Raw genomic sequence first — 22,216 nt, forward strand, 5'->3', positions numbered from 1 at the left:
GACGCAGGTAAGGTCCGGAGCGTCCGCAATCGAAAGGTGTTGTCGTGGAGGTCGATCCGTCCAGTCTGCGGGATGCCGCAGTCGAACTGAAGAAAGAGTCCAACAAGGTAGGTGAATGGACCGCGCTCGGGGGCGCGGGGGTCGCCCCTCGGCTGATCGGGCTCGCATCGGCGGCCCTTTTTATCGACGCGGATGCTGCGAGTACCCAGGCGAAGACTGTCCTCAAATCGAGAATTGGACAACTGGGCAATCTGTTGGAAGTATCAGCGGCCGCTTATGTTGACACGGACGCCGATGCGGCTGCTCGATTGTCCAAGTTTGCTGACATGAATTCGGTTGACGGGCCGAAGGCGAGCTATCGATGAGCCCTACTGTTATCCCCACTCGCGATCAGGTCTTGTCATGGGACATCTCGACATTGAAATCGTTCTCGGAGAACGCGGGAAAGATCGGCAATTCGATTCTCCAGTCGTCGAACTACGTCTTCAAGATAATTCATGATGACCTCCAGTGGTCTGGAGCCGCCAGGAATTCGGCCGACGATCGCGCGGAGCATGAGCAGCGTGACATGCGCGAGGTTGCGAGTGCCTATTACAACCTCGAAGATGCGACCTTGAAGTTGTATCAAGCAATTGAATATTCTGTCGAGCAGATCAAGCAAGTAGTTAAACTGCGAGAGGTCGAGCCCGTCGTCATAGGAAATGACCAGGGCTGGACTGTCTACAACATGGAAGACGAGAGTGAAGCGCAGCAGTTGAGCGGCAGTTTGGTTGGATTTGCAACCACTATTGCAGATTCAGATGAGCTGTGGAAGGTAAAAATTCGCGAAGCTATCGATGACATTTTTCGCATGGCTCCGATTTCGAACGGCTCCGTCGTAGGGCCGCAGTCGCTGTCGCCGGAGCGTCAGGCGGCTGTCGACTACGCGAACGAGTGGGCGATGGGCCGGAACCCCGACTACCCTGACTTCGGCGATTCCGACTGCACCAATTTTGTTTCACAGGCACTTCGTGCGGGTGGATTCGATGACGAAGGTGATGGCGGTGCGCCGCGGATGCACCGAGCCGACGATGGGCGCTGGTATTACGACGATGACACGCTGGTTTCGGATCAGTCTCATACGTGGAGTGGCGCTCCGAATATGTATGAATACTTGACTCGCGACGACCCGAAGTCTGGCACGCCGAACGGGAATGACGTTCAAACCGGAACAATCCCATCGACTACTGCAGCTGTGGATCCACTTGCTCTTAGTAATGCGGGCTTGAAGCCGGGCGACATCGTCCAGTATGAGCTGAGCGATGGGGCGAACTCCAGCGCTGGCACTATTAACCACACCGCTATCTATGTTGGGCAGAAGCCCGTTACATTGCCGAATGGGCAGACTGTCATGGCCGATGTGGTCGACTACCACTCGAAAGATAGTAAGCAAGTACCTTGGTCGCTGCAGCAGGGCGGTGAAAGTTCATTTCCCGTGAAATATCATATGATCAAAGTGAACTACCCGGGGGAGCAGTGATTCCGTTGAAGGGGAACAGATCGAGAGTCGTGTTGATCTCGCTCGGGATCGCTGTTCTCGGTTTTGTGCTACTGGTGTTCGTCGTCGATGCATCGATCACTTACGGATCGTGGACCTGGATGCTGACACCACCCCCGATGATCGATGAAGTCATGTACACCCGTGTGGATTCCGCGCCAGAGGGTAGTGCGGAGTACCGACGATTGACCGAGTTGTATGGCGGCCCGGTGTCGGCGGACAGGATGTGGCCCCTGCCGTTCGCTGTGGAGCACTCTGCCAGGGGTTGTGTGAAGAGTCCATGGTTGCTCTACGTCCACGACCACACCGGGACGGTTCATCTCTATCGACTGAACTCTGGTTGTGCTTGACCGCTCCGAAGTCGAGCTAGCGGGCTGCGGCTAGGTCGGCGACGAGTTCGCCGACCAGGTCGCGGGCGGCGGTGGCGTGTTCGGCCACCGATCGTGGCGCGCCGCTGTTGCTGAGTTCGATCATGGTGTTCATCAGGCCGAACAGGGCGATGAGTTGACGCAGCGCCGCACGGCGCTCGGAGGCGGTCATTGCTGCGGTGGTCATCGTCATGTTCACACTGATGGAATCGCCGCAGGTGGTGCGATCGTTTCGCCCGAGATTGAATCGTTGCCTCGGCGAACTACCAGTCGATCAGGTCGAGTTCGTGTAGGCGCTTGAAGACCATCATCGAGCCGGGGGCGACGTGCTCCATGGCCGCGTACTCGCTGACGGTGAAGTAGCGGAATTCGGCGATTTCGCCGGTGGCGTGGGGTTCTCCGGTGAGTTCGGCCCGGAAACAGGTCATGTGCAGGCCGGTGTTCCTGCGGTGTCCGAAGGCCTCCGCTTCGAAGATGCCGAACTCGGCGACTCCCTCCAGGCCCACGCCCAGTTCTTCCTCGATCTCGCGATGCAACGCTTGTAAAGGGGTCTCGCCGGGGTCGATCTTGCCGCCCGCCATATAGAAGACATCCTTGCCTTCGGGGCGCGTCTGAATCAGCCTGCGGTCGCGGACATGGGCGAGGGCGGCGGTGCGGATCATGGGTCCACTGTATGGACCGAACGGCTCCGGTTCATGTCGAACCGCGTTGGTGTCTGGGTCAGCTCACGGTGCCGGCGTGATGACGGTGGTGTCGGGGCCGGTCAGGGCGCGGGAGGTGTCTTTGAGGTCGACACCGGAGCGGCCCAGTGCGCGCGCGCCCGCGACCAGGCCCGCCACCACGCGGGCGGCGTCGGTGTAGGTGAGGCCGTCGGGTGGGTGGATGTTGGAGATGCAGTTGCGTTCGGCGTCGGTGCGGCCGGGACGGGGCAGGTGGGTGAGGTAGATGCCGAGGCTGTCGGCGACCGAGAGGCCGGGGCGTTCGCCGATGATGACCAGCACGGTGCGCACGTTCATGGCTTCGGCGATGTGGTCGCCCAGTGCGACCCTGGCTTGGGTGGCGATGACGGGTGGGGCGAGGGTGTAGGTGTCGCCGAGTTGTGTTGCGAGAGCGGCTAATAGGCCGGGGGCGTGTTCGGTCAGCGCCAGGGGGGATAGGCCGTCGGCGAGGACGAAGCCGATGTCGGCACCGGTGTCGGGGACCGCGGTGAGGTCGTCGGGGAGTCTGCCGAGGTCGGGGCGGCGGAGGTATTCGGCGCGGTCGGCGGCCCGGCTGGCGACGGCGACCGGGGTGCCGAGGCCGAGTGCGGCGATCTGGTCGGTGAAGGTCGCGACGTCCAGGGGTAGGTGTACGGCGTCGCGGGCTGCGGCGTGGGCGGCGCGCAGTGCGAGGACGTCGGTCGTGGGTAGTGCGTCGCCGGTGCGGCCGAGGCCGATTCGGGCTTGCGTGCTACCACGAAGGTCGCGCCAGAAGTCTTCGGCGACACGCGATTCCGTCTCCTGCTCGACGGTGATCGGGAGGTCCGGCAGCGTCACAGGTGGTTCCGCTTCTGTGTGGATGGGCTCGTTGGGGTGGCTCGGGGCGCTCATCGGGTAGCCGTCAGGGCACGTAGCGGTGACGACAGTGGTTCCACTTGTCGCACACGACCATTCGCGTCGAGCATGCCAAGTCCCGACAGCCACGCCTCGAATTCCGGTGCGGGGCGCAGGTTCAGGACCTGGCGGGCATACAGGGCATCGTGAAACGACAGGCTCTGGTAACCCAGCATCACATCGTCAGCACCGGGCACCGTGATGACGAACGCGCATCCGGCCGCGCCCAACAGCGTGAGCAGGGTATCCATGTCGTCCTGATCAGCCTCGGCATGGTTGGTGTAGCAAACATCCACGCCCATCGGCAGCCCGAGCAACTTCCCGCAGAAGTGGTCTTCGAGCCCGGCTCGGATGATCTGTTTTCCGTCATAGAGATATTCGGGCCCGATGAAGCCCACGACCGTATTCACCAGCAGCGGTTGAAGATCCCGCGCCACGGCGTAGGCGCGCGCTTCGAGTGTCTGCTGGTCTACCGGCCGATCACCAACGCCCAGATGGGCATTCGCGCTCAGCGCCGATCCCTGCCCGGTTTCGAGGTACATCACGTTGTCGCCGACGGTCCCGCGTCCGAGCGAGCGCCCGGCTTCGTTCCCTTCGCGCAACAGCGAAATATTCACGCCGAAGCCAGTATTCGCGCCTTCGGTGCCCGCGACCGACTGGAACACCAGATCCACCGGGGCACCCGCTTCGATCAACCCGATGGTCGTGGTGACGTGGGACAGCACGCACGACTGGGTGGGAATGTCGAAGCGCAAGCGCACCTCGTCGAGCAGGTGTAGCAGGTCCGAGGTGGCCTGCGGTGAGTCGGTGGCCGGGTTGATCCCGATCACCGCGTCGCCGCAGCCGAGCAACAGTCCGTCCAGGGTGGCAGCGGCGATGCCGCGCGGGTCATCGGTCGGATGATTGGGTTGCAGCCGGGTGCTCAGCCGACCCGGTAACCCGATGGTGGTGCGGAATGCCGCCGTCACCTCGGTCGCCTTGGCCACCGCGATCAGATCCTGATTGCGCATGATCTTGCTGACCGCGGCCACCATTTCCGGCGTCAGCCCCGGCGACACCGACGCCAGAGTCACAGCAGAATCTTCGGTCGCGGCGACCGCGAGCAGCCAGTCGCGCAAACCTCCGACGGTCAGATGCGAGATCGGCGCGAACGCCACCCGATCATGACTGTCGATGATCAGCCGGGTGACCTCGTCGGTTTCGTAGGGGATGAGCACGTCGTCGAGAAACGTGGTCAGCGGCACCTCGGCCAACGCCCACTGTGCCGCAGCACGTTCGGCATCGGTCTCCGCCGCACAACCGGCCAGCTCGTCGCCGCTGCGCAGCGGAGTGGCTTTCGCCATCAGCTCGATCAGACCGTCGAACGTGTGGGTCGTGACGCCGATTGTGCTGCGGTACAAGGTCATCGGGTCCCCTTCGCAAGGATTTCTCGGCCGGCCGAAACCCGGCAGCGATCGTGCCGCCGCCGGGCCTCGACGACTACTCCAGTTCGGATTCCGCCTTGGCGATCGCCGCGAACTCCTCGTCCGGCGACTTGGCGACCAGGTGTTTGCGACTGTAGAGCCCGAAGTAGGCCATGAAGGCCACGAACACACCCAGCGTCCACAGCGCGGCGGTCGGGTCGACCAGGAAGGTCGCCGCCACCGAGGCCGCCGCGATGACCAGCGCGAACCCGGTGGTGATGATGCCGCCGGGCGTGCGGTACGGGCGCGGCATGTTCGGTTCACGCTTGCGAAGCACGATGTGCGACACCATCATCAGCACGTAGCTCACCGCCGCGCCGAACACGGCCATGTTCAGCAGCATCGCGCCCTTGCCGGTGAGCGAGAGGGCGAAGCCGATGACGCCGGGCACGATCAGCGCCAGCACGGGCGCCTTGCGGGAGTTGGTGATCGACAGGACGGTGGGCAGGTAGCCGGCGCGCGAGAGGGCGAAGGTCTGGCGGGAGTAGGCGTAGATGATGGAGAAGAAGCTGGCGACCAGACCGGCCAGGCCGATGTAGTTGACCACCTTGGCCATCGAGCTGTCACCCAGCGCTTCTACCAGCGGGTTTCCCGAGGAAGACGCGGCCTGGGCGCCGAGCGCGCCGGTCACCAGGAACAGCACGACCGCGCCGGTGACACACAGCACCAGCATCGCCACGATGATGCCCTTGGGCACGTTCTTCTCCGGCTCACTGGCTTCCTCCGCGGCCAGCGGCACGCCTTCCACGGCCAGGAAGAACCAGATCGCGAACGGGATCGCGGCCCAGATGCCCAGGTAACCGAACGGCAGGAACGACGACGACCCGGTGGCCGCGGGGTCGGCCGCGATATTGGTCAGGTTGGCCGCGTCGAACTTGCCCACGGCCGCGAACGCGAAGATCACCAGGCCCACCAGCGCGATCGCGGTGATCACGAACATCGCCTTGAGCGCCTCACCCGCACCGGCCAGATGGATGCCGATGAACAGCGCGTACACCGCCAGATACACCCACCAGCCGTCGGTGATTCCGAACAGGTTCAGCGATTCCACGTAGGCGCCGATGAACGTGGCGATCGCGGCGGGCGCGATCGCGTATTCGATGAGAATGGCTGTGCCGGTGGCGAATCCGCCCCACGGGCCCAGCGCGCGTCGGGCGAAGGTGTAGCCGCCACCTGCCGCGGGCAGTGCCGAGGACATCTCGGCCATGCCCAGCACCATGGCCAGATACATCGCCGCGATCACGACCGTGGCGATCAGCAGGCCACCGAAACCGCCTTCGGCGAGACCGAAGTTCCAGCCGGAGAAGTCGCCGGAGATCACGTAGCTCACGCCGAGGCCGGCCAGCAGCACCCACCCGGCTGTGCCCTTGCGCAGGGTGCGTTTGGCGAGGTAGTCGTCGACTGGTGCGCCCTCGCCGGTGGCGGGGGTGCGTTTGGCGAGGTAGTCGTCGACTGGTGCGCCCTCGCCGGTGGCGGGACTGGCTTCTGTACTCACGTGGTGCTCCTCATCAACAAACAAATGCGCGTTCGGCCGCAACGGTGATGGTCGAAGGTTGAAGAATGGTTGACGACTGTTACGGCCGTGGATCGGCCAGGTCAGCGGTGCGTATCCAGCACCGCTGACCTGCCGAAATGATCTGATTACGCGTGTTTCAGATCACCTAGTGCACGGTGTTGCCGGTGGGCAGCGGCGCCGGGTCCAGCGCCGCGGTTTCCTCGTCGGTGAACAGGCGTGAACGGATCAGGAACCGCACGCCCTCGGGGGCTTCCAGGGAGAATCCGCCGCCGCGGCCGGGCACCACGTCGACGGTGAGATGGGTGTGTTTCCAGTATTCGAACTGGTCCGCACTCATCCAGAACGGCGTCTCGCCGGGTAGGTAGCCCAGCAGCACGTCGGAGCCACCCACCCGGAATTCGCCGCGCGGGTAGCACATCGGCGAGCTGCCGTCGCAGCAGCCGCCGGACTGGTGGAACATGACCGGGCCGTGTTGCCCGGTCAAGTCCCGCAGCAGCGCCGCCGCCTTGTCCGTCAGGGCTACTCGCTCGACCATCAGCGCCGCACCATCAGAAGAAGCCGAGCTTGTTCGGCGAGTAGCTGACCAGAATGTTCTTGGTCTGCTGGTAGTGATCCAGCATCATCTTGTGGTTCTCGCGGCCGATGCCGGACTTCTTGTACCCGCCGAACGCCGCGTGCGCGGGGTAGGCGTGGTAGCAGTTGGTCCACACCCGACCGGCTTTGATGCCGCGGCCGAGGCGGTAGGCGGCGTTCATATCGCGCGTCCACACGCCCGCGCCGAGGCCGTAGAGGGTGTCGTTGGCGATCTCGAGTGCTTCCTCGGGGGAGTCGAAGGTGGTCACCGCGACGACCGGGCCGAAGATCTCCTCCTGGAACACGCGCATGTCGTTGGTGCCCTTGAAGATCGTCGGCTCGATGTAGAAACCGTCGGACAGCCCGTCGACGCTGCGGACCGCGCCGCCGGTGAGCACCTCGGCGCCTTCCTTCTTGCCGATGTCGATGTAGGACAGGATCTTCTCGAACTGGTCGTTGCTGGCCTGCGCGCCGATCATGGTCGCCTCGTCGAGCGGGTTGCCGCTGATGATGGCCTTGGTGCGTTCGACGCAGCGGGCCATGAACTCGTCGTAGATCGACGACGCGATCAGCGCGCGCGACGGACACGTGCACACCTCGCCCTGGTTCAGGGCGAACATGACGAACCCCTCGATCGCCTTGTCCAGGTAGTCGTCGTCGGCGGCCATCACGTCGGCCAGGAAGATGTTGGGGCTCTTGCCACCCAGTTCGAGGGTGACCGGGATGATGTTCTCGCTGGCGTACTGCATGATCAGCCGGCCGGTGGTGGTCTCGCCGGTGAACGCGACCTTGGCCACGCGCGGGCTCGAGGCCAGCGGCTTACCCGCTTCGACACCGAAGCCGTTGACCACGTTGAGAACTCCCGGCGGCAGCAGGTCCGCGACCAACTCCACGACCTTCATGATCGAAGCCGGTGTCTGCTCAGCGGGCTTGAGCACCACCGCGTTTCCCGCGGCCAACGCCGGTGCGAGTTTCCAGGTGGCCATCAGGATCGGGAAGTTCCACGGAATGATCTGTGCGACAACGCCGAGCGGCTCATGGAAGTGGTAGGCGATGGTGTCCTGGTCGACTTCGCTGATGCCGCCCTCCTGTGCGCGCAGCACGCCCGCGAAGTAGCGGAAGTGGTCCACGGCCAGGGGCAGGTCGGCGGCGAGGGTTTCGCGAACCGGCTTGCCGTTGTCCCAGGTCTCGGCGACGGCGAGGGCCTCGAGACTGCCTTCGATCCGGTCGGCGATCTTGTTCAGGATGTTGGCGCGCTCGGTCGGGGAGGTCTCACCCCAGGCCGGTGCGGCGCGGTGGGCGGCATCCAGGGCCAGTTCCACATCGGCGGCGGTCGAGCGGGCGATCTCGCAGAACGGCTGCCCGTCCACCGGGGAGGTGTTCTCGAAATACCGGCCTTCCACCGGCGGCACCCACTTGCCGTCGATGAAGTTGTCGTACCTCGGGGCGTAGCTGACGATGCTGCCTTCGGTGCCCGGCTTGGCGTAGATCATGGGTGGTGGCTCCTCGCTGATTCCGGTGAATCGTGACGCCCATCACTATCCGCCTCGGAGGTTGATAAAGGGTTGAACCCTGACCGATCAGACTGAATCGGTTATGTCCGCAGCGCGCTGTGCAAGCGGGCAGCGGCGACTGCGCGGCGTGCGTCGCGGGTGGGGAGTAGGGCGAGGGCGTGTTCGTGGACGGCGAAGTCGTCGGGGGCGGACTCGCCGTATGCCAGTGCGTGATTCGCGTCCGGGCTGTTCAGGACCGCGTTGCGCATGGCGACTTCGAGGTAGTCACGCCATTCGCTGATGCCCGGTGTATCCGAATCCGGTAGCAGCGGACCGTGATACAGCCGCACGGCGGCGTCGAGATCGCCGGATTCCAACGCGTGCAGTACTTCTACGGCGTCGCAAGCCAGGGGAGTAGTGAATCTGTATATGCGACTGGTGATTTCACCACCCGTTGCGCGCCGCAGGTAGGACATCTCCGACTTGAGCGTGCTCGCCCCGACCGCCCGATCCCCATAGACCGCGTAGTGCAGCCGCTCATGGTTGTACCCGTCCTCATCGAGCGCGAGCAACGTCAGGATCTCGAGCTGCCGCGGCCGCAACCGGATCTGCCGACCGTCCCGCATCAACCGCCCCGTCCCCAGACAGGTCAACCGCATCCCGGCGGGCGCGGGCACCGCCGCGTGCAATTTCGCTTCGATCGCGCTGGTCATCGTGCGCACCGTCGCCATGGCCAGCGGATGCGACCGCTTCCACGTCGTCGACAGGTCGAGCACCCCGAGCAACGTCCCATCGGCAGCCCGAATCGGCGCGCAGTAACACACCCACCCATGCAGCGCCGCGACCAAATGCTCGGCGGAGAACACCGTATGCGGCTGATCGGTCCGCAACGCCAACGACAACGCGTTGGTCCCCATATGCGCCTCGTCCCACCGCCCACCCGGCGCGAAATTCACCTGCTCGGCCCGCCGCTGCATCACCGGCCCGCCATAGGTCCACAGAATCGTCCCCGAAGCATCGGTCACCGCCGCGACATACCCCGCGTCATCGGCGACACTGTGCAACTGCTCTTTCAACTCCGTCACCGGCCCCCGCAACGGCGACTCCGCCCACCTAGGCCCGATATCGGTCTCACTGACCGGCGCATGATCGCGCCCCGGATCCACGGTCTTCAACGACCGCAACCAAGACTGCGCCACCTCACTGCGCACCCCCGAACTCCCGATGCCAGAACCCCCACCCGGCACCCACAGCGCCCATTCCCGCTCCAACGCAGCCCGCTGCGCCGAAAGCGTGAGCTGCACCATCCCAGGACTTCCTATTCGAAGTTTTGCGACAAAGTCTGCCCCTCCATCATGCCCCAGCAGCCCCTGCTGAGCAGCAGTTTCCCCAGTCGCGGATGTTGTCGGTGGCCCTTGGTATCAAGGTGTATGAGCACATTCATGCTGATCCCAGGGGCGGGATGCGATGCGGGGTATTGGGGTCAGGTGGCCGACGAACTGCGCGGACTCGGTCATGACGCGATACCCGTGTCGCTGCCCAGCGAGGACGACTCCGCTGGGCTGGCGGAGTACGCCGACGCGGTGGTCGAGGCGATCGGCGAGCGCCGGGACGTGGTCGTAGTGGCGCATTCGTTCGGCGGATTCACCGCACCGCTGGTGTGCGATCGGGCGCCGGTCCAGCGAATGGTGTTGGTATCGGCGATGATCCCGGCACCCGGCGAGGCACCCGGCGACTGGTGGGCTGCCACCGGACACAGCACCGCCGGCGACGACGACGTGTTCTACAGCGGGCTCACCGACGAGCAGCGGGCAGCCGCGGAGAAGTACGAACGCGGCCAATCCGAAACTCCGATGACTCTGCCATGGCCCCTCGGGGCCTGGCCCGACGTGCCCACCCGGTTCATCCTGCTCCGCGACGACCGATTCTTCCCCGCCGACTTCATGCGCGAACTCGTGCGAACCCGGCTGGGGATCGAACCGGTCGAAGCCGATGGCGGGCACATGGTGATGATGTCCAGACCTGCCGAACTGGCGCGACTACTGCTCTGAGGCGGCTATTTGTCCCCCGGTGTGTACGGGATGCCGTCGGCGGCCGGGGCTACCGCTTTGCCGATGAAGCCGGCGACCACGACCAGGGTGACGATGTACGGGAGCATGCCGAGGAATTCGGTGGGGATCGGGTTGCCGGGCATGGTGTTGAGGAAGCGTTGGATGGCGCTGGAGAAGCCGAACAGCAGGGCGGCGGTGAGGACACCGAAGGGGTGCCAGCGGCCCACGATCATCACCGCGAGGGCGACGAAGCCGAGGCCCGCGGTCATGTTCTTGCTGAAGGACACATTGTTGGCGATGGTGAAGAACGCGCCGCCGAAACCGGACAGGGCGCCCGCGACGGTGACGTTCCAGAACCGCAGACGGTTGACGTTGATGCCCGCGGCGTCGGCGGCGGCGGGGTGTTCGCCGACGGCGCGGGTGCGCAGGCCCCATCGGGTGCGGAACAGCAGGAACGACACCAGGAAAACGCAGGCCAGCGCGACGTAGACGAAGATGTTCTGGTCGAACAGCACCGGTCCCAGGATCGGGATGTCGGCCAGGAAGCCCAGCGAGTCGCCGAGTTTCTGGACGCCTTCGGGTTGGTTGAGCGAGCCGTCCACGCGCATGAGTCGCTCGTAGAGGAAGCCGGTCAATCCGAGGGCGAGCAGGTTGAGGATGATGCCGGTGACGACCTGGTTGACCTGGAATCGAGTCGCGAGCCAGGCCAGCAGCAACGTCGAGCAGACACCGCTGATGGTGGCGCCCAGCATCCCGATGTAGGCGCTGCCGGAGATCGACGCCAGCAGTGCCGCGGTGAACGCGCCGGTGAGGAACTGTCCTTCGATCCCGAGGTTGATCACCCCGGAGCGTTCCGCGACGACACCAGACAGGGCGCCGAAGATGAACGGCAGCGACAGGAAAAGTGTTGTCGCCAGGACGAATTCGATCGGAAAGCCGACGCCGGGCGTGACGGTCCACGACAGTGCGGCGATCACCAACACGGCGACCCCGCCACCGATCGCGATGCCACCGAGACGCGGCAGCAGGCGATCCGGCATGGCCAACAACGCAATGCCGGCCAGCGCGGCCACCACACTCAGCGCGGCGACTACGGGGAAAGTCCCTACGGTCCAACTGGATTCGACCGTTTGATCCAGCCGGTAGGTGGTGGTCCGCCCGGCCTCCATCAGCAGCAGTCCGAGCCCGCCGAGCACGACACCGCTACCGATCAAGCCGTAACCCGCCGAGGTATACCGCCGCTGAACCTTGTCGGGCACCACGACCTGCGTACTCACCAGCCCCTCGCTTCCAAAGTATTGAGTCCACCGCGCGGCGTTCGCAGCCGCAACAGCGTTTTGACCAGGGCGGGCGCCGCGACGAACAGCACGATCACCGCCTGCAGCAACGTCGACATCTCGACCGGAATGGCGGGCTGCATGTGCAGCGTGCCGGACTTCAACGCACCGAAAAGTAGTGCGGCGGCGACGATTCCGCCGGGATGCGCGCGCCCGAGCAGCGCCACGGTGATCCCGTCGAATCCGTATTCGACCGCCGTCCCCGGATTCAGCGTGTACGGGCTCAAACCCAACGCCATCGCCGCACCACCCAGCCCCGCGAGGGCACCGGCCACACCCATGGTCGTGGTGAACGTGCGCCCGATGTCCATGCCGGCGGTCTTCGCGGCTTGGTCGTTGGCACCGACCGCACGGATCCGAAAACCGAAGGTGGACTTGCTCAGTAACCACCAGGTCGCCGCGGCCAAAGTGATGCCGATCAACAACCCGACACTGACCCGCAGTCCCGATCCAGCCCACCCCAGCAGCTGCGGCAGCCGCGCCGACTCATCGACCGGCTTGGACACCAGCTCCCGCGAGGTGACCGAATGGATGAACGTGGTCCCCAACGCCCACACCAGAAAGTACGCGGCGATGTTGTTCAGCATGATCGACGAAATGACTTCGTGCGCACCGGTTCTCGCTTTGAGATAGCCGGGTATCGCACCGAACAACCCACCCGCGAGCGCACCCGCCAGCAACGCCAACGGCAGGTGCAGCACGAACGGCAGCTCCAACGCGAACCCGATGATCAGCGCACCGAGCATCCCGAACACGAACTGTCCTTGCGCACCGATATTGAACAGGCCCGCCCGAAACGCCAGTCCCACAGCCAATCCGGTGAAGATCAGCGGCGTGGCATAGGTCAGCGTCTCCGAGATCGGGCGCAGCACCTGAGCCAGCGTCGCATCGCCCGCGAAGAACAGTTGCAGGCGACCGACATCCAGAATCGAGCCTTCGAACAGGTCCTGATACGCCGTGGCGACCGCCCACCACGATGCACTGAGCGCATCGCCGGGCCGTGCGAACAGGTAACTCCACGTCCCGCGCACGCCGGGATCGGACACGATGATCAACACCGCGCCGATCGCGAACGCCAGCAGCAGCGAGTAGACCGTCACCATCACGCTGTTGGCTTCGGTCAGATAGCGAATGAATGTGGGGCCGAACCCTTTTCGGGTCGGTTTGGTTTCTACTGTGGTGTTCACACATTCTCCGGTGAGGGATCAGGCCGGTGGCCGATCATGAGCTGGCCTACCTCTGATCTCGGGCGATCAGGCGACACTTCGCCCACGATCTGGCCGTTGAAGATGACAGCGACGCGGTCGGACAGCGCGAGAATCTCGTCGAGCTCGGCGGAGATCAGCAGCACCGCCGTGCCCGCGTCGCGTTCGGCGACCAGCCGGGCGTGGATGAACTCGATGGCACCGATATCGACGCCGCGGGTCGGTTGCGCGGCCACCAGAACCTTGCGGGGACGCGAGAATTCGCGCGCGATGACGACCTTCTGCTGGTTGCCACCCGACAGCGCCGACACGTGCTCCGTGGGACCCTGCGTGCGAATGTCGAACTGCGCGATGGCTTTTACCGCCACCTCGCGCACCGCCGCGTCGTCGACCACACCGCGTCGCGACAACGGAGCCTCTCGGTACTGGTTGAGCACGATGTTCTCCGCGACCGTGAAATCGCCGACCACACCGTCGCGCGCCCGATCCTCCGGGATGTAGCCGAGCCCGGACTCGATGCGCCGCGACGGGTGCCAGCGGGTGATGTCGGTGCCGAGCATGTCGATGGTGCCGCCCGCGGGTGCGACCGTGCCGAGGATGGCGCGCGCCAGTTCGGTCTGACCGTTGCCTTCCACCCCGGCCAAACCGACGATCTCCCCGGCGCGCACGGTCAGATTCAGGCCGTCCAGGACCGGCAGGCCCCGGTCGTCGAGGACGGTGAGGTCCTTGATCTCCAGGGCCGTCGCGCCCGGTTCGGCGGGTGACTTGTCGACCGTGAGCGTCACCTCGCGGCCTACCATGGCCGCGGCCAGCTCCGCCTCGCTGTCGCTGGGGGAAGCCTGCGCGACCACCTTGCCGCGGCGGATCACCGTGATCGTGTCGGCCACCGCCTTCACCTCCTTCAGCTTGTGGCTGATGAAGATGATCGACATCCCCGAATCTGCGAGTTTGCGCATGATCGCCAACAATTCGGCGACCTCCGGCGGGGTGAGCACCGCGGTGGGCTCGTCGAGGATCAGCAGTTCGGTATGACCCGACAGCGCCTTGACGATCTCCACCCGCTGCTGCACGCCGACAGGCAGGTTCTCGCAGATCGCATCCGGATCCAGCGCGAGGCCGAACCGGCGCGACACGTCCAGCACCGCCTGTCGGGCCGCGGCACGGTCGAGAATCCCGGCCTTGGCGTGCTCGCGGCCCAACTGGACATTGTCGGCGACGCTGAACGGACCCACCAGCTTGAAGTGCTGATGCACCATGCCGATGCCCGCCGCGATGGCGTCGCCGGGCGATCGAAACCGCACCGGCGCGCCATCGACCAGGATCTGGCCTTCGGTGGGCTCCAGAATCCCGTACAGCATGTTCATCAGCGTGGACTTGCCCGCGCCGTTCTCACCGAGCACGGCATGGATCTGGCCTGGTGTCACTTCCAGATCGATGGCGTCATCCGCGACGAAGTCACCGAACTTCTTTGTCAGGCCCCGTAATTCGAGATGCACTACTTCGGCGCGGCAGGCGAGGCGACCACCACGGTGCCCGCGACGATGTCAGCGGCCAGCTTGGTCAGTTCCTGCTTCAACGCGTCGGGGACCTTGCTGTCGAAATCGTGGAACGGGGCCAGCGCCACGCCCTTGTTGTTCAGCGTGCCCACGTAACGGCCGTCCTTGGCGCCGTCGGCGACCGCGTTGTCGATGGCGACCCGGATCGCCGAGGAGATGTCCTTCATCGACGACGACAGCATGATCTGCTTGTACTCCGGAACCGCCTGGAACCCATCGGAATCCACCCAGATCATGGTCGCGTTGCCCTTGTCCTTGATGGCCGACGCGCCACCAAGACCCACCGGACCCGCGACCGGGTGCACCACGTCGGCACCCTGCGCGAGGAAGTTCTCGGTCAGCGAGCGGCCCGCGCTGGTGTCATCGAAATTGCCGGTGAACGAACCCTTTTGGGCCACGGTGTCCCAGCCGAGCACGGCGGTGGTGGTGTTGTGCACCTTGTTGTACTGGGCCACGCCCGCGGCGAAACCGTCCATGAAGATGGTGACGGCGGGGATCTGCATGCCGCCCCACGTGGCGACCTTGCCGGTCTTGGTGGTGCCAGCGGCCAAATAGCCTGCCAGATAAGAAGACTGGGCCGCGTTGAACTCCATCGAGTACACATTCGGCAGGTCGACATGGGAGTCCACGATCGCGAACCGCTTGTCCGGGTTCTCCTTGGCCACCGCGGTCACCGCGTCGGCCATCAGCCCGCCGACCCCGATCACCAACCCACACTTCTCGTCATCGGCGGACGCGCGCAGGTTGGGCTCGTAGTCGGCACTGCTGTTGGACTGCCGGTAGCTACCCGACACCGCCGCGTTGGCGTCGACCGCGGCCTTCACCCCGCCCCAACCTGATTCGTTGAACGACTTGTCGTCGACGCCGCCCGCGTCGGTCACCATGCAGGCGCGGAACTTCGCATCGGCAGATCCGTAGGTGTTGCCGGAGGCGGCGGAGTCCTTACCGGCGGGCGGTGATCCGCAGGCGGGAAGCAGTGCGAGCGTGATAGCGGCACCAGCGGCGACGGTGGCCCGCAGGGCAGTGGCAGTTCTCATTCGTCACATTTACCCGATTTCGGACGTGGATGCTTGGAAATGAAACATTGATTTACACAACTGGCGCAGGAGAATTACCAGCACAATATGAACAGAATCATCGCGCTCGTTCCTGATCGAGTAGCAGTCTGTGACCGTGGAGCGCGGGGTGGGTTCTGGAGCGGCCGCACCGATCCGGGCCTGGACTCGCTCCGCGCGGGCGCGGATGTGCCGCCTGCGCGTCAGGTCTCGCGTAGATCGGGGGGTGACGGCGGGCGACGGCAATCCCGGTTCCATCGACCGATTCCCACTGGTGTGGACCGCCATACGGAAAGTACGATAGGTACTGTTGTGTCCAACACTCAGGGGGTTGATGTGGCGCTTGATGATTCGCACGTTCCGGTCTCGGGATCAATCCCCCGAATCGACGTAGCCCAGCGCGGCATACCCTTCGGAATCCCGAGTCCCGCAGAGCTTATCGAAGACGAGGCGTTGTGTGTCCTTGTCTACGCTCGGATCAGCGATATCTCAGGAAAGCGCGGCGACGTCGAGAAGTGCTTCAAGGGTGTCGCCAACCAACATGCAACGGCTTGTCGAATTGCCCGCCGGGAAGACTTGGTAGTTGTCAAGCGATATACCGACAATGGATACTCGGCAAGTAAAGGCGACTACCGGCCAGACTTTGAATCCATGCTGATGGACCTACATCGAGGGCATACTTGCGAGGGCTACCCAGTCCATGGCGTTATCGCGGTTGACGACGATCGAATTTGCAAGACCCCGGAACAGTGGCACCGATTTATTTCGGCGTTTCGTTCGTTTCCCGATCGCGTCTTCGCTGATGATATCGGAAAACGAGACCTGTACGCAGATGATGCTGACGATGCCGGATTGCGCAGCGTGGAAATTTCGATAGGCGAGAACCAGAAACGCCGAGCGCGAGTTCGGCGCTGGCATGAAGGGCAAGCTCGCCGGGGTATCGCTCACACCGGCGGTCGGGTGTTCGGGTACCGCGCGGTAGAGGGGCAGCCAGGGAAGATCGAAGTAGTCCCGGAGGAGGCGGATATGATCCGTCAGGCTGTGGAAGCCTGCGTTGCGGGGAACTCCCTGGCGAATATCGTTCGGCTATTCCAGGCTTCCGGTCTGAAGACCGAGAAGGGTGGCCCGTGGCGTTGCCAGACTGTCAAGCAGATCATCTCGAGTCCACGCAACGCCGGACTGCGGATTCTGGGCGAGAAAGGTGACATACTTCGTGACGACAGCGGGCAACCAGTGATCGGGGAGTGGGAAGCAATCATTTCCGCTGGTGATTGGGAAATAGTTGCGGCGCGGTACCCTCGGCGGCGCCGTAAGGCGCGTACCGACCCGTTGTCGATCGCCAAAGATGCAGGTGCCCGAAAGTACCTTTGTTCGGGGCTTCTTCGTTGCGGTAAGAGTGTAAACGGCCGAGTGTGCAACGGGGTAATGGTTGGACGTTCGACGGAGAAGGACCCCCGTAGTAGATCGAAGTATCGTTATTCGTGCAGGGCTACAGGAGATGGGGGATGCGGCGGCGTCAGTATCGCCGGGGAGGTGATCGACAAAGCCGTCTGCGAGGCAGTCCTCGATATGCTCGAATCGCGTCCGGCTGCCCAGCGGGATCCATGGCCTGGTGAGACTGCGCTTGCTGACGCCGTTCATCGCCGCGACGCCTTCGAAGCGCGGTGGAGCAGCGGAGAGGAGTCCGACGAGCGGTTCTTCCGACTGTCGATGCTGCTCGACCAAAATGTTGACACCTTGCGAAAGCTGAAGCAGGAGCACGAGCGTTCACGTGCTTCTTCGCCAGAGGTTCTGGCCCGATGGTCGGCACCGGATAGTGACGGCGGAGACGACGTGGACCGGAAGCGATCGATCATCTTCGCGGAACTGTCCGCCGTCGTGATCTACCCGGTGGGCAGGGGGACGCAGAAGCGTCCGCCCAGCAGTGTTCGCATGATCCCGCGAGACGCGGGGCAGGCAGAGCTCGCCGCGTAGAAGCGACCCGCATCCACGGTGGCCATGCCGTGGATCGAACCCGGGGTACGGTGAACGAATGAATCGGTTAGGCGAGGCCACATCGCCCTACCTGCGCCAGCACGCGGCTAACCCCGTGCACTGGCAGGAGTGGGGAGAGGAGGCGAGTAGCGAAGCGACCAGGCGAGACGTGCCCATTTTACTTTCAGTAGGGTATGCGTCTTGCCACTGGTAGCTGAGCTACTAACCCATCATGGTGTCACGTAATGGCGCACGAGTCCTTCGAGGACCCCGCCACTGCCGAGCAGATGAACGCGAACTTCGTGTGTGTGAAGGTGGATCGGGAGGAGCGGCCCGATCTGGATGCGGTGTATATGAACGCCACCGTGGCCATGACCGGGCAGGGTGGGTGGCCGATGACGTGTTTTCTCACCCCCGACGGTGCGCCGTTCTACTGCGGGACCTACTACCCGAAGCAGCCGCGTGGGGGGATGCCGTCGTTCACGCAGTTGCTCAGTGCGGTGGCCGAGACGTGGCGTGAGCGGCGTGCGGATGTGGACAAGGCTGCTCGGCAGGTGACGGATGCGTTGCAAGCGCAGTCTTCTGGGCTCCCTGAATCCGAATTCGTCGTTGGCCCTGAGCTTCTCGACAAAGCAGTGCTGGCTATCGCCGCCGATGAGGACCCGGTGCACGGAGGTTTCGGTGGGGCGCCGAAGTTTCCGCCGTCGGCGATGTTGGAAGGGCTGCTTCGCAATTGGGAGCGGACCGGGGATCAGGCGGTGTTCGATCTGGTCGAGCGCACCGCCGAGGCGATGGCGCGCGGCGGGATCTATGACCAGTTGCGGGGTGGGTTCTCGCGGTACTCGGTGGATGCCGGGTGGCTCGTGCCGCACTTCGAGAAGATGCTCTATGACAATGCGCTGCTGTTGCGCGCGTATGCCCACCTCGCGCGATGTGCGCCAGCTACACCATTGGAGTCGTTGCCGCACAGGGTGACTCGCGAGACTGTCGAGTTCTTGCTCGGTGATCTCGGGACGGCCGAAGGTGGGTTCGCGTCGGCGCTGGATGCCGACACCCACCTCGAACCGGGCGGCCCCGGCGTCGAGGGTGCCACCTATGTGTGGACGCCCGCCGAGTTGATCGGCGAGCTCGGTCCGCTCGAAGGTATGTGGGCCGCAGACGCTTTCGGTGTCACCACGGCGGGGAACTTCGAGCAGGGTACATCGGTGATGACCCGGCACAGCGATCCTGTCGACGTCGAACAGTCCTCGCGTTTCGATCGGTTGCGCGCCCAGCTGTACGCGATTCGCACGCAGCGCCCACAGCCCGCCCGTGACGACAAGGTGGTCACCGCCTGGAACGGCATGGCGATCACCGCGCTCGCGGAATCCGGTGCGGCACTGGAAGAACCCTCGTGGGTTGCCGCCGCCGTGCGCTGCGCGCGCTACCTGCTCGACGTTCACCTCGTCGACGGAAGACTGCGCCGCGCCTCCCTCGACGGTGTCGCGGGCACCCCGCCCGGCGTGCTCGAGGACTACGCCTGGTTCGCCACCGGCCTACTCGCGCTCTACCAGGCCACCGGCGAACCCGACTGGCTCGCCGCCGCACAACTGTTGCTGGACAACACCATCGAACACTTCGCCGACCCCGACCACCCCGGCAACTGGTTCGACACCGCCGACGATGCCGAAACGCTGGTCGCCCGCCCCCGCGACCCCGTCGACGGCGCCACCCCGTCCGGCGCCTCCACCCTGGCCGAAGCCCTGCTCACCGCCTCGGCCGTGGCCGACACCGAACGCGCCGTCCGTTACCGAGAACTCGCCGACCAAACCCTGGCCCGCGGTGCGATCCTGCTCGCGCGCGCCCCGCGCACAGCCGGTCACTGGCTAGCGGTCGCCGAGGCATCAGTTCGCGGCCCTTACCAAGTAGCGATCGCCGCGACCGAACAGTCCTCGGCCACAATGGAACTGCTCGCCGCGGCACGTGCGTCGGCCCCCGGCGGTTCGATCATTCTGGCCGCGCCACCGAACGCCGCACCACTGCTGACCGACCGCCCACTCATCGACGGACGGCCCGCGGCCTACGTCTGCCGAGGTTCGGTCTGCGACCTGCCGGTCACCAGTCCGACCGCCCTCACCGCAGCACTACGAAGCTAGCGCCGCGTTGTCCCCGATCTCACCTACTCGGGGGGATATCCGTCCATGTCCTGGTCCGGCCAGGAATACCGCGCAATCGTAAATCCTTGTAGCGCTTCCACTTCGACCGCTCAGCGGGAGTAGCCGCCTGCCACACCGAATCGCTGACCAACACCCGCCGCGGCGCATCCTTCGCCACGGCGGTCAGGCGGGCCGCCTCGTTGACCGCATCACCGATCACCGTGAATTCCAGACGAGTATCCGCACCCACATCACCGGCGAACACCTGCCCACGCGCGACCCCGATGCCGACGTCGAGTTCACCGGTGGCGACCACCTCGTCGCGGATCCGACGCGCGGCGCGCAGGGCGGGGGTCGCGTTGTCTTCCAGCGCGGACGGCGCACCGAAGATGCACAGCGCCGCGTCGCCCGCGAACTTGTTCACCAGTCCGCCGTTGTCCTCGGTGGCCGCCACGACCGTGGCGAGCAGCCGGTTGAGCTTGTGCACGAACTCTTCCGGTTCCATTTCCGCCGACAACTGCACCGACCCGGTGACGTCGACGAACAGCGCCGACACGATCCGCAGGTCACCGGTCAGATCGGTGGTGCCCGACAGTGCCCGTTCGGCCACCGTCGACCCCACGTGTCGACCGAACACGTCCTCGGTGTGCAGTTGGTCGCGCAGGGTGGCGGCCAGTTCGTTGACCGAATGTTCCAGCCGCCCGATCTCACTCGCGCTGCCCACCGGCACCCGCACATCGAGTTCGCCGCGGGTGATCCGGTCCAGCGCCCGGTACATCGTGCGCATCGGAGTGGCCACCGAGCGTGCGAGCAGAGCGGTGGCCAGCGCGCCGACGCCCAGGGCGACCCATGAGAACAGCCAGGCCGCGCGCACCCGATCCGATGCCGGGGTGGTGGTGTCGCTGAGGACCACGATGATGATCAGTCCCGGCAGCGCGCTCGACACCGCCCAGGTGACCAGCACACGCACCAGCACGGTCGAACTGGGATGCACGGTGGGGCCCAGCACCGCGGCGATGATCGGCACGGCGGGTCGGATCAGCCGGTCCAGGATCAGGTAGATCGCGCCGGCCGCCTCCAGCCCGCCGAGGGTGAAGCCGGCCAGCAACACGGGGACGTTGTGGTACTCGGTGAACCGGTTGACCAGCCATACCGTCAACACCACACCGGGTGCCCACAGCGCCATCGCGCGCAGGGTGACCGCGGCGGGCAGGCGGACCAGCACCCGCGCTTCGGTCGGGGTGGGTTTGCGGTTGTCGTCGAGCCAGCGCATATAGCGGCGCCGGTCGTACAGCGCGATCCCGATGCCGACCGCGAAGGCGACCACCGGATAGATCAGGATCAGCGCCGCCGCGTCACTCCAGTCGTCGCCGACCCGGCTGAACACCCCGCCCGCCCAGCAGACCAGGAAGATCGCGGTGACCCCGACCATGTTGGCGGAGATCACCACCAGCGCCAGCCCCCAGTACGACCGCAGCGCCCACCGGACCAGCCGGTTCACCGCGCACGCTCGAACCCGGCGCCCGAGGGTGCCCTGGTATCACGAGCTGCGCTGACGGGTGACACAACTACCGAGCATAGAAGGCGTGCCGGTGCGCACCGCGCGCACGCGCCGGTCAGCCGAGCACGACCAGCCAGATCGCGATGTAGTGACACAGCGCGGCGACCACGGTCATGGCGTGGAAGAACTCGTGATGGCCGAAGTCGGGCCACGGGTTGGGCCATTTGGTCGCGTACAGCACCGCGCCCACGCTGTAGATCACCCCGCCGACGGCGAGCAGCACCAGCGGCGCGACGCCCACGTTGTGCAGCAGTTCCCCGACCACCGGCACGATCGCCCAGCCCAGCAGCAGGTACAGCGGCACCCCCACCCACGCGGGCGCGGTCGGCCACAACAACTTCAACGCCACCCCCGCAATGGCGCCCGCCCACACCACGATCAGCAGCGTCTGCCCGGTCTTGCCCGGCAACCCCAGCAGCGCGAACGGCGTGTAACTGCCCGCGATGAACAGGAAGATCATCGAATGATCGGCCCGCTTCATCCGAATCCGAGTCCGCACACTGGACCAGGTCACCCGGTGATACACCGCGCTCACCCCGAACAGCGCACACACCGAAATCCCGTACAGCAACGTCGACAACCCCGCGGTCAGCGAGGTGAGAAACCCGAACACCACGAGCACAGTCACCGCAACAGCGGCAACCCCCACCGCCCAGGTGTGAATCCACCCCCGAAACCGCGGCTTCCCCACCCCACCGACCTCAGTCAGAACCGCCTCCACGAAACCTCCCAAGACAGAAACCTACGGTACCGTAGGTTATCGACTTCAGGTTACGGCAAGCCGGGGAGACGGGGCAGCG

General features: G+C 64.9%; 18 protein-coding genes and 1 pseudogene. 5 read left to right on the forward strand and 14 right to left on the reverse strand.

The features are described 5' to 3' along the window. Positions 1-44 precede the first annotated feature (44 nt). A complete protein-coding gene (locus tag ACFWVD_RS01375; protein ID WP_379239924.1) occupies positions 45-365 on the forward strand; it encodes a hypothetical protein in 321 nt (106 codons plus the stop codon). Beyond that, positions 362-1,519: an amidase domain-containing protein gene (locus ACFWVD_RS01380; protein WP_379239925.1), complete on the forward strand. Its 1,158-nt coding sequence runs from the start codon at positions 362-364 to the stop codon at positions 1,517-1,519. Before ACFWVD_RS01375 ends, ACFWVD_RS01380 begins: the two co-directional genes overlap by 4 nt. Before the next feature lie 384 nt (positions 1,520-1,903). Here the strand turns inward: ACFWVD_RS01380 and ACFWVD_RS01385 are convergent, their stop codons facing one another. The 8 genes from ACFWVD_RS01385 to ACFWVD_RS01420 form a co-directional block, all read right to left on the reverse strand. After that, positions 1,904-2,092, reverse strand: a complete 189-nt coding sequence (locus ACFWVD_RS01385) for a hypothetical protein (protein ID WP_379239927.1) — start codon at positions 2,090-2,092, stop codon at positions 1,904-1,906. Positions 2,093-2,168: 76 nt separating this feature from the next. Next, positions 2,169-2,567 (reverse strand): NUDIX domain-containing protein, encoded by a 399-nt coding sequence (locus ACFWVD_RS01390; protein ID WP_379239928.1) that lies wholly within the window; start codon positions 2,565-2,567, stop codon positions 2,169-2,171. A 63-nt stretch (positions 2,568-2,630) separates the two neighbouring features. Then, complete coding sequence (gene eutC / locus ACFWVD_RS01395) at positions 2,631-3,434, reverse strand: ethanolamine ammonia-lyase subunit EutC (protein WP_379240934.1); 804 nt, start codon at positions 3,432-3,434, stop codon at positions 2,631-2,633. Between the two features lie 56 nt (positions 3,435-3,490). Beyond that, entirely contained in the window at positions 3,491-4,903 is a 1,413-nt protein-coding gene (locus ACFWVD_RS01400) for an ethanolamine ammonia-lyase subunit EutB (protein ID WP_379239929.1), read from the reverse strand. Between the two features lie 73 nt (positions 4,904-4,976). Next, positions 4,977-6,455 carry an ethanolamine permease gene (gene eat, locus ACFWVD_RS01405; RefSeq protein ID WP_379239930.1) on the reverse strand — a complete coding sequence of 493 codons (1,479 nt, stop codon included), beginning with the start codon at positions 6,453-6,455 and terminating at the stop codon, positions 4,977-4,979. 166 nt (positions 6,456-6,621) lie between these two features. Then, positions 6,622-7,011, reverse strand: coding sequence for a DUF779 domain-containing protein (locus ACFWVD_RS01410; RefSeq protein ID WP_379239931.1), 390 nt, complete (start codon positions 7,009-7,011; stop codon positions 6,622-6,624). 13 nt (positions 7,012-7,024) lie between these two features. Next, positions 7,025-8,542 (reverse strand): aldehyde dehydrogenase, encoded by a 1,518-nt coding sequence (gene adh, locus ACFWVD_RS01415; protein WP_379239932.1) that lies wholly within the window; start codon positions 8,540-8,542, stop codon positions 7,025-7,027. A 101-nt stretch (positions 8,543-8,643) separates the two neighbouring features. Continuing rightward, positions 8,644-9,849 carry a transcriptional regulator gene (locus tag ACFWVD_RS01420; protein ID WP_379239933.1) on the reverse strand — a complete coding sequence of 402 codons (1,206 nt, stop codon included), beginning with the start codon at positions 9,847-9,849 and terminating at the stop codon, positions 8,644-8,646. Positions 9,850-9,972: 123 nt separating this feature from the next. Here ACFWVD_RS01420 and ACFWVD_RS01425 point away from each other — a divergent pair, with 123 nt between their 5' ends. Next, positions 9,973-10,593: an alpha/beta fold hydrolase gene (locus ACFWVD_RS01425; RefSeq protein WP_379239934.1), complete on the forward strand. Its 621-nt coding sequence runs from the start codon at positions 9,973-9,975 to the stop codon at positions 10,591-10,593. A 5-nt stretch (positions 10,594-10,598) separates the two neighbouring features. Here ACFWVD_RS01425 and ACFWVD_RS01430 read toward each other — a convergent pair whose 3' ends face one another. Genes ACFWVD_RS01430 through ACFWVD_RS01445 form a run of 4 tightly spaced genes read right to left on the reverse strand, consistent with a single transcriptional unit; the run spans position 10,599 to position 15,728 of the window. Further along, positions 10,599-11,870: an ABC transporter permease gene (locus tag ACFWVD_RS01430; RefSeq protein ID WP_379239935.1), complete on the reverse strand. Its 1,272-nt coding sequence runs from the start codon at positions 11,868-11,870 to the stop codon at positions 10,599-10,601. After that, on the reverse strand, positions 11,867-13,117 hold the full coding sequence (locus tag ACFWVD_RS01435) for an ABC transporter permease (protein ID WP_379239936.1): 1,251 nt from the start codon (positions 13,115-13,117) through the stop codon (positions 11,867-11,869). Before ACFWVD_RS01435 ends, ACFWVD_RS01430 begins: the two co-directional genes overlap by 4 nt. Continuing rightward, the gene (locus ACFWVD_RS01440) at positions 13,114-14,631 is read right to left on the reverse strand and encodes an ABC transporter ATP-binding protein (protein ID WP_379239937.1); all 1,518 of its coding nucleotides are present in this window, start codon (positions 14,629-14,631) and stop codon (positions 13,114-13,116) included. Before ACFWVD_RS01440 ends, ACFWVD_RS01435 begins: the two co-directional genes overlap by 4 nt. Further along, the gene (locus ACFWVD_RS01445) at positions 14,631-15,728 is read right to left on the reverse strand and encodes a BMP family protein (RefSeq protein ID WP_379239938.1); all 1,098 of its coding nucleotides are present in this window, start codon (positions 15,726-15,728) and stop codon (positions 14,631-14,633) included. The genes ACFWVD_RS01440 and ACFWVD_RS01445 overlap by 1 nt, the downstream gene beginning before the upstream one ends. 330 nt (positions 15,729-16,058) lie before the next feature. Here ACFWVD_RS01445 and ACFWVD_RS01450 point away from each other — a divergent pair, with 330 nt between their 5' ends. After that, a complete protein-coding gene (locus ACFWVD_RS01450; RefSeq protein ID WP_379239939.1) occupies positions 16,059-17,720 on the forward strand; it encodes a recombinase family protein in 1,662 nt (553 codons plus the stop codon). A gap of 58 nt (positions 17,721-17,778) precedes the next feature. Next, positions 17,779-19,855, forward strand: a pseudogene (locus tag ACFWVD_RS01455) (thioredoxin domain-containing protein). Positions 19,856-19,874: 19 nt separating this feature from the next. Here ACFWVD_RS01455 and ACFWVD_RS01460 read toward each other — a convergent pair. Next, positions 19,875-21,356, reverse strand: coding sequence for an adenylate/guanylate cyclase domain-containing protein (locus ACFWVD_RS01460; protein ID WP_379239940.1), 1,482 nt, complete (start codon positions 21,354-21,356; stop codon positions 19,875-19,877). Between the two features lie 115 nt (positions 21,357-21,471). Further along, complete coding sequence (locus ACFWVD_RS01465) at positions 21,472-22,107, reverse strand: hemolysin III family protein (RefSeq protein ID WP_379239941.1); 636 nt, start codon at positions 22,105-22,107, stop codon at positions 21,472-21,474. Positions 22,108-22,216: the final 109 nt, after the last annotated feature.

It is taken from the genome of Nocardia sp. NPDC058666 (assembly GCF_042714895.1).
Taxonomy (GTDB): domain Bacteria; phylum Actinomycetota; class Actinomycetes; order Mycobacteriales; family Mycobacteriaceae; genus Nocardia.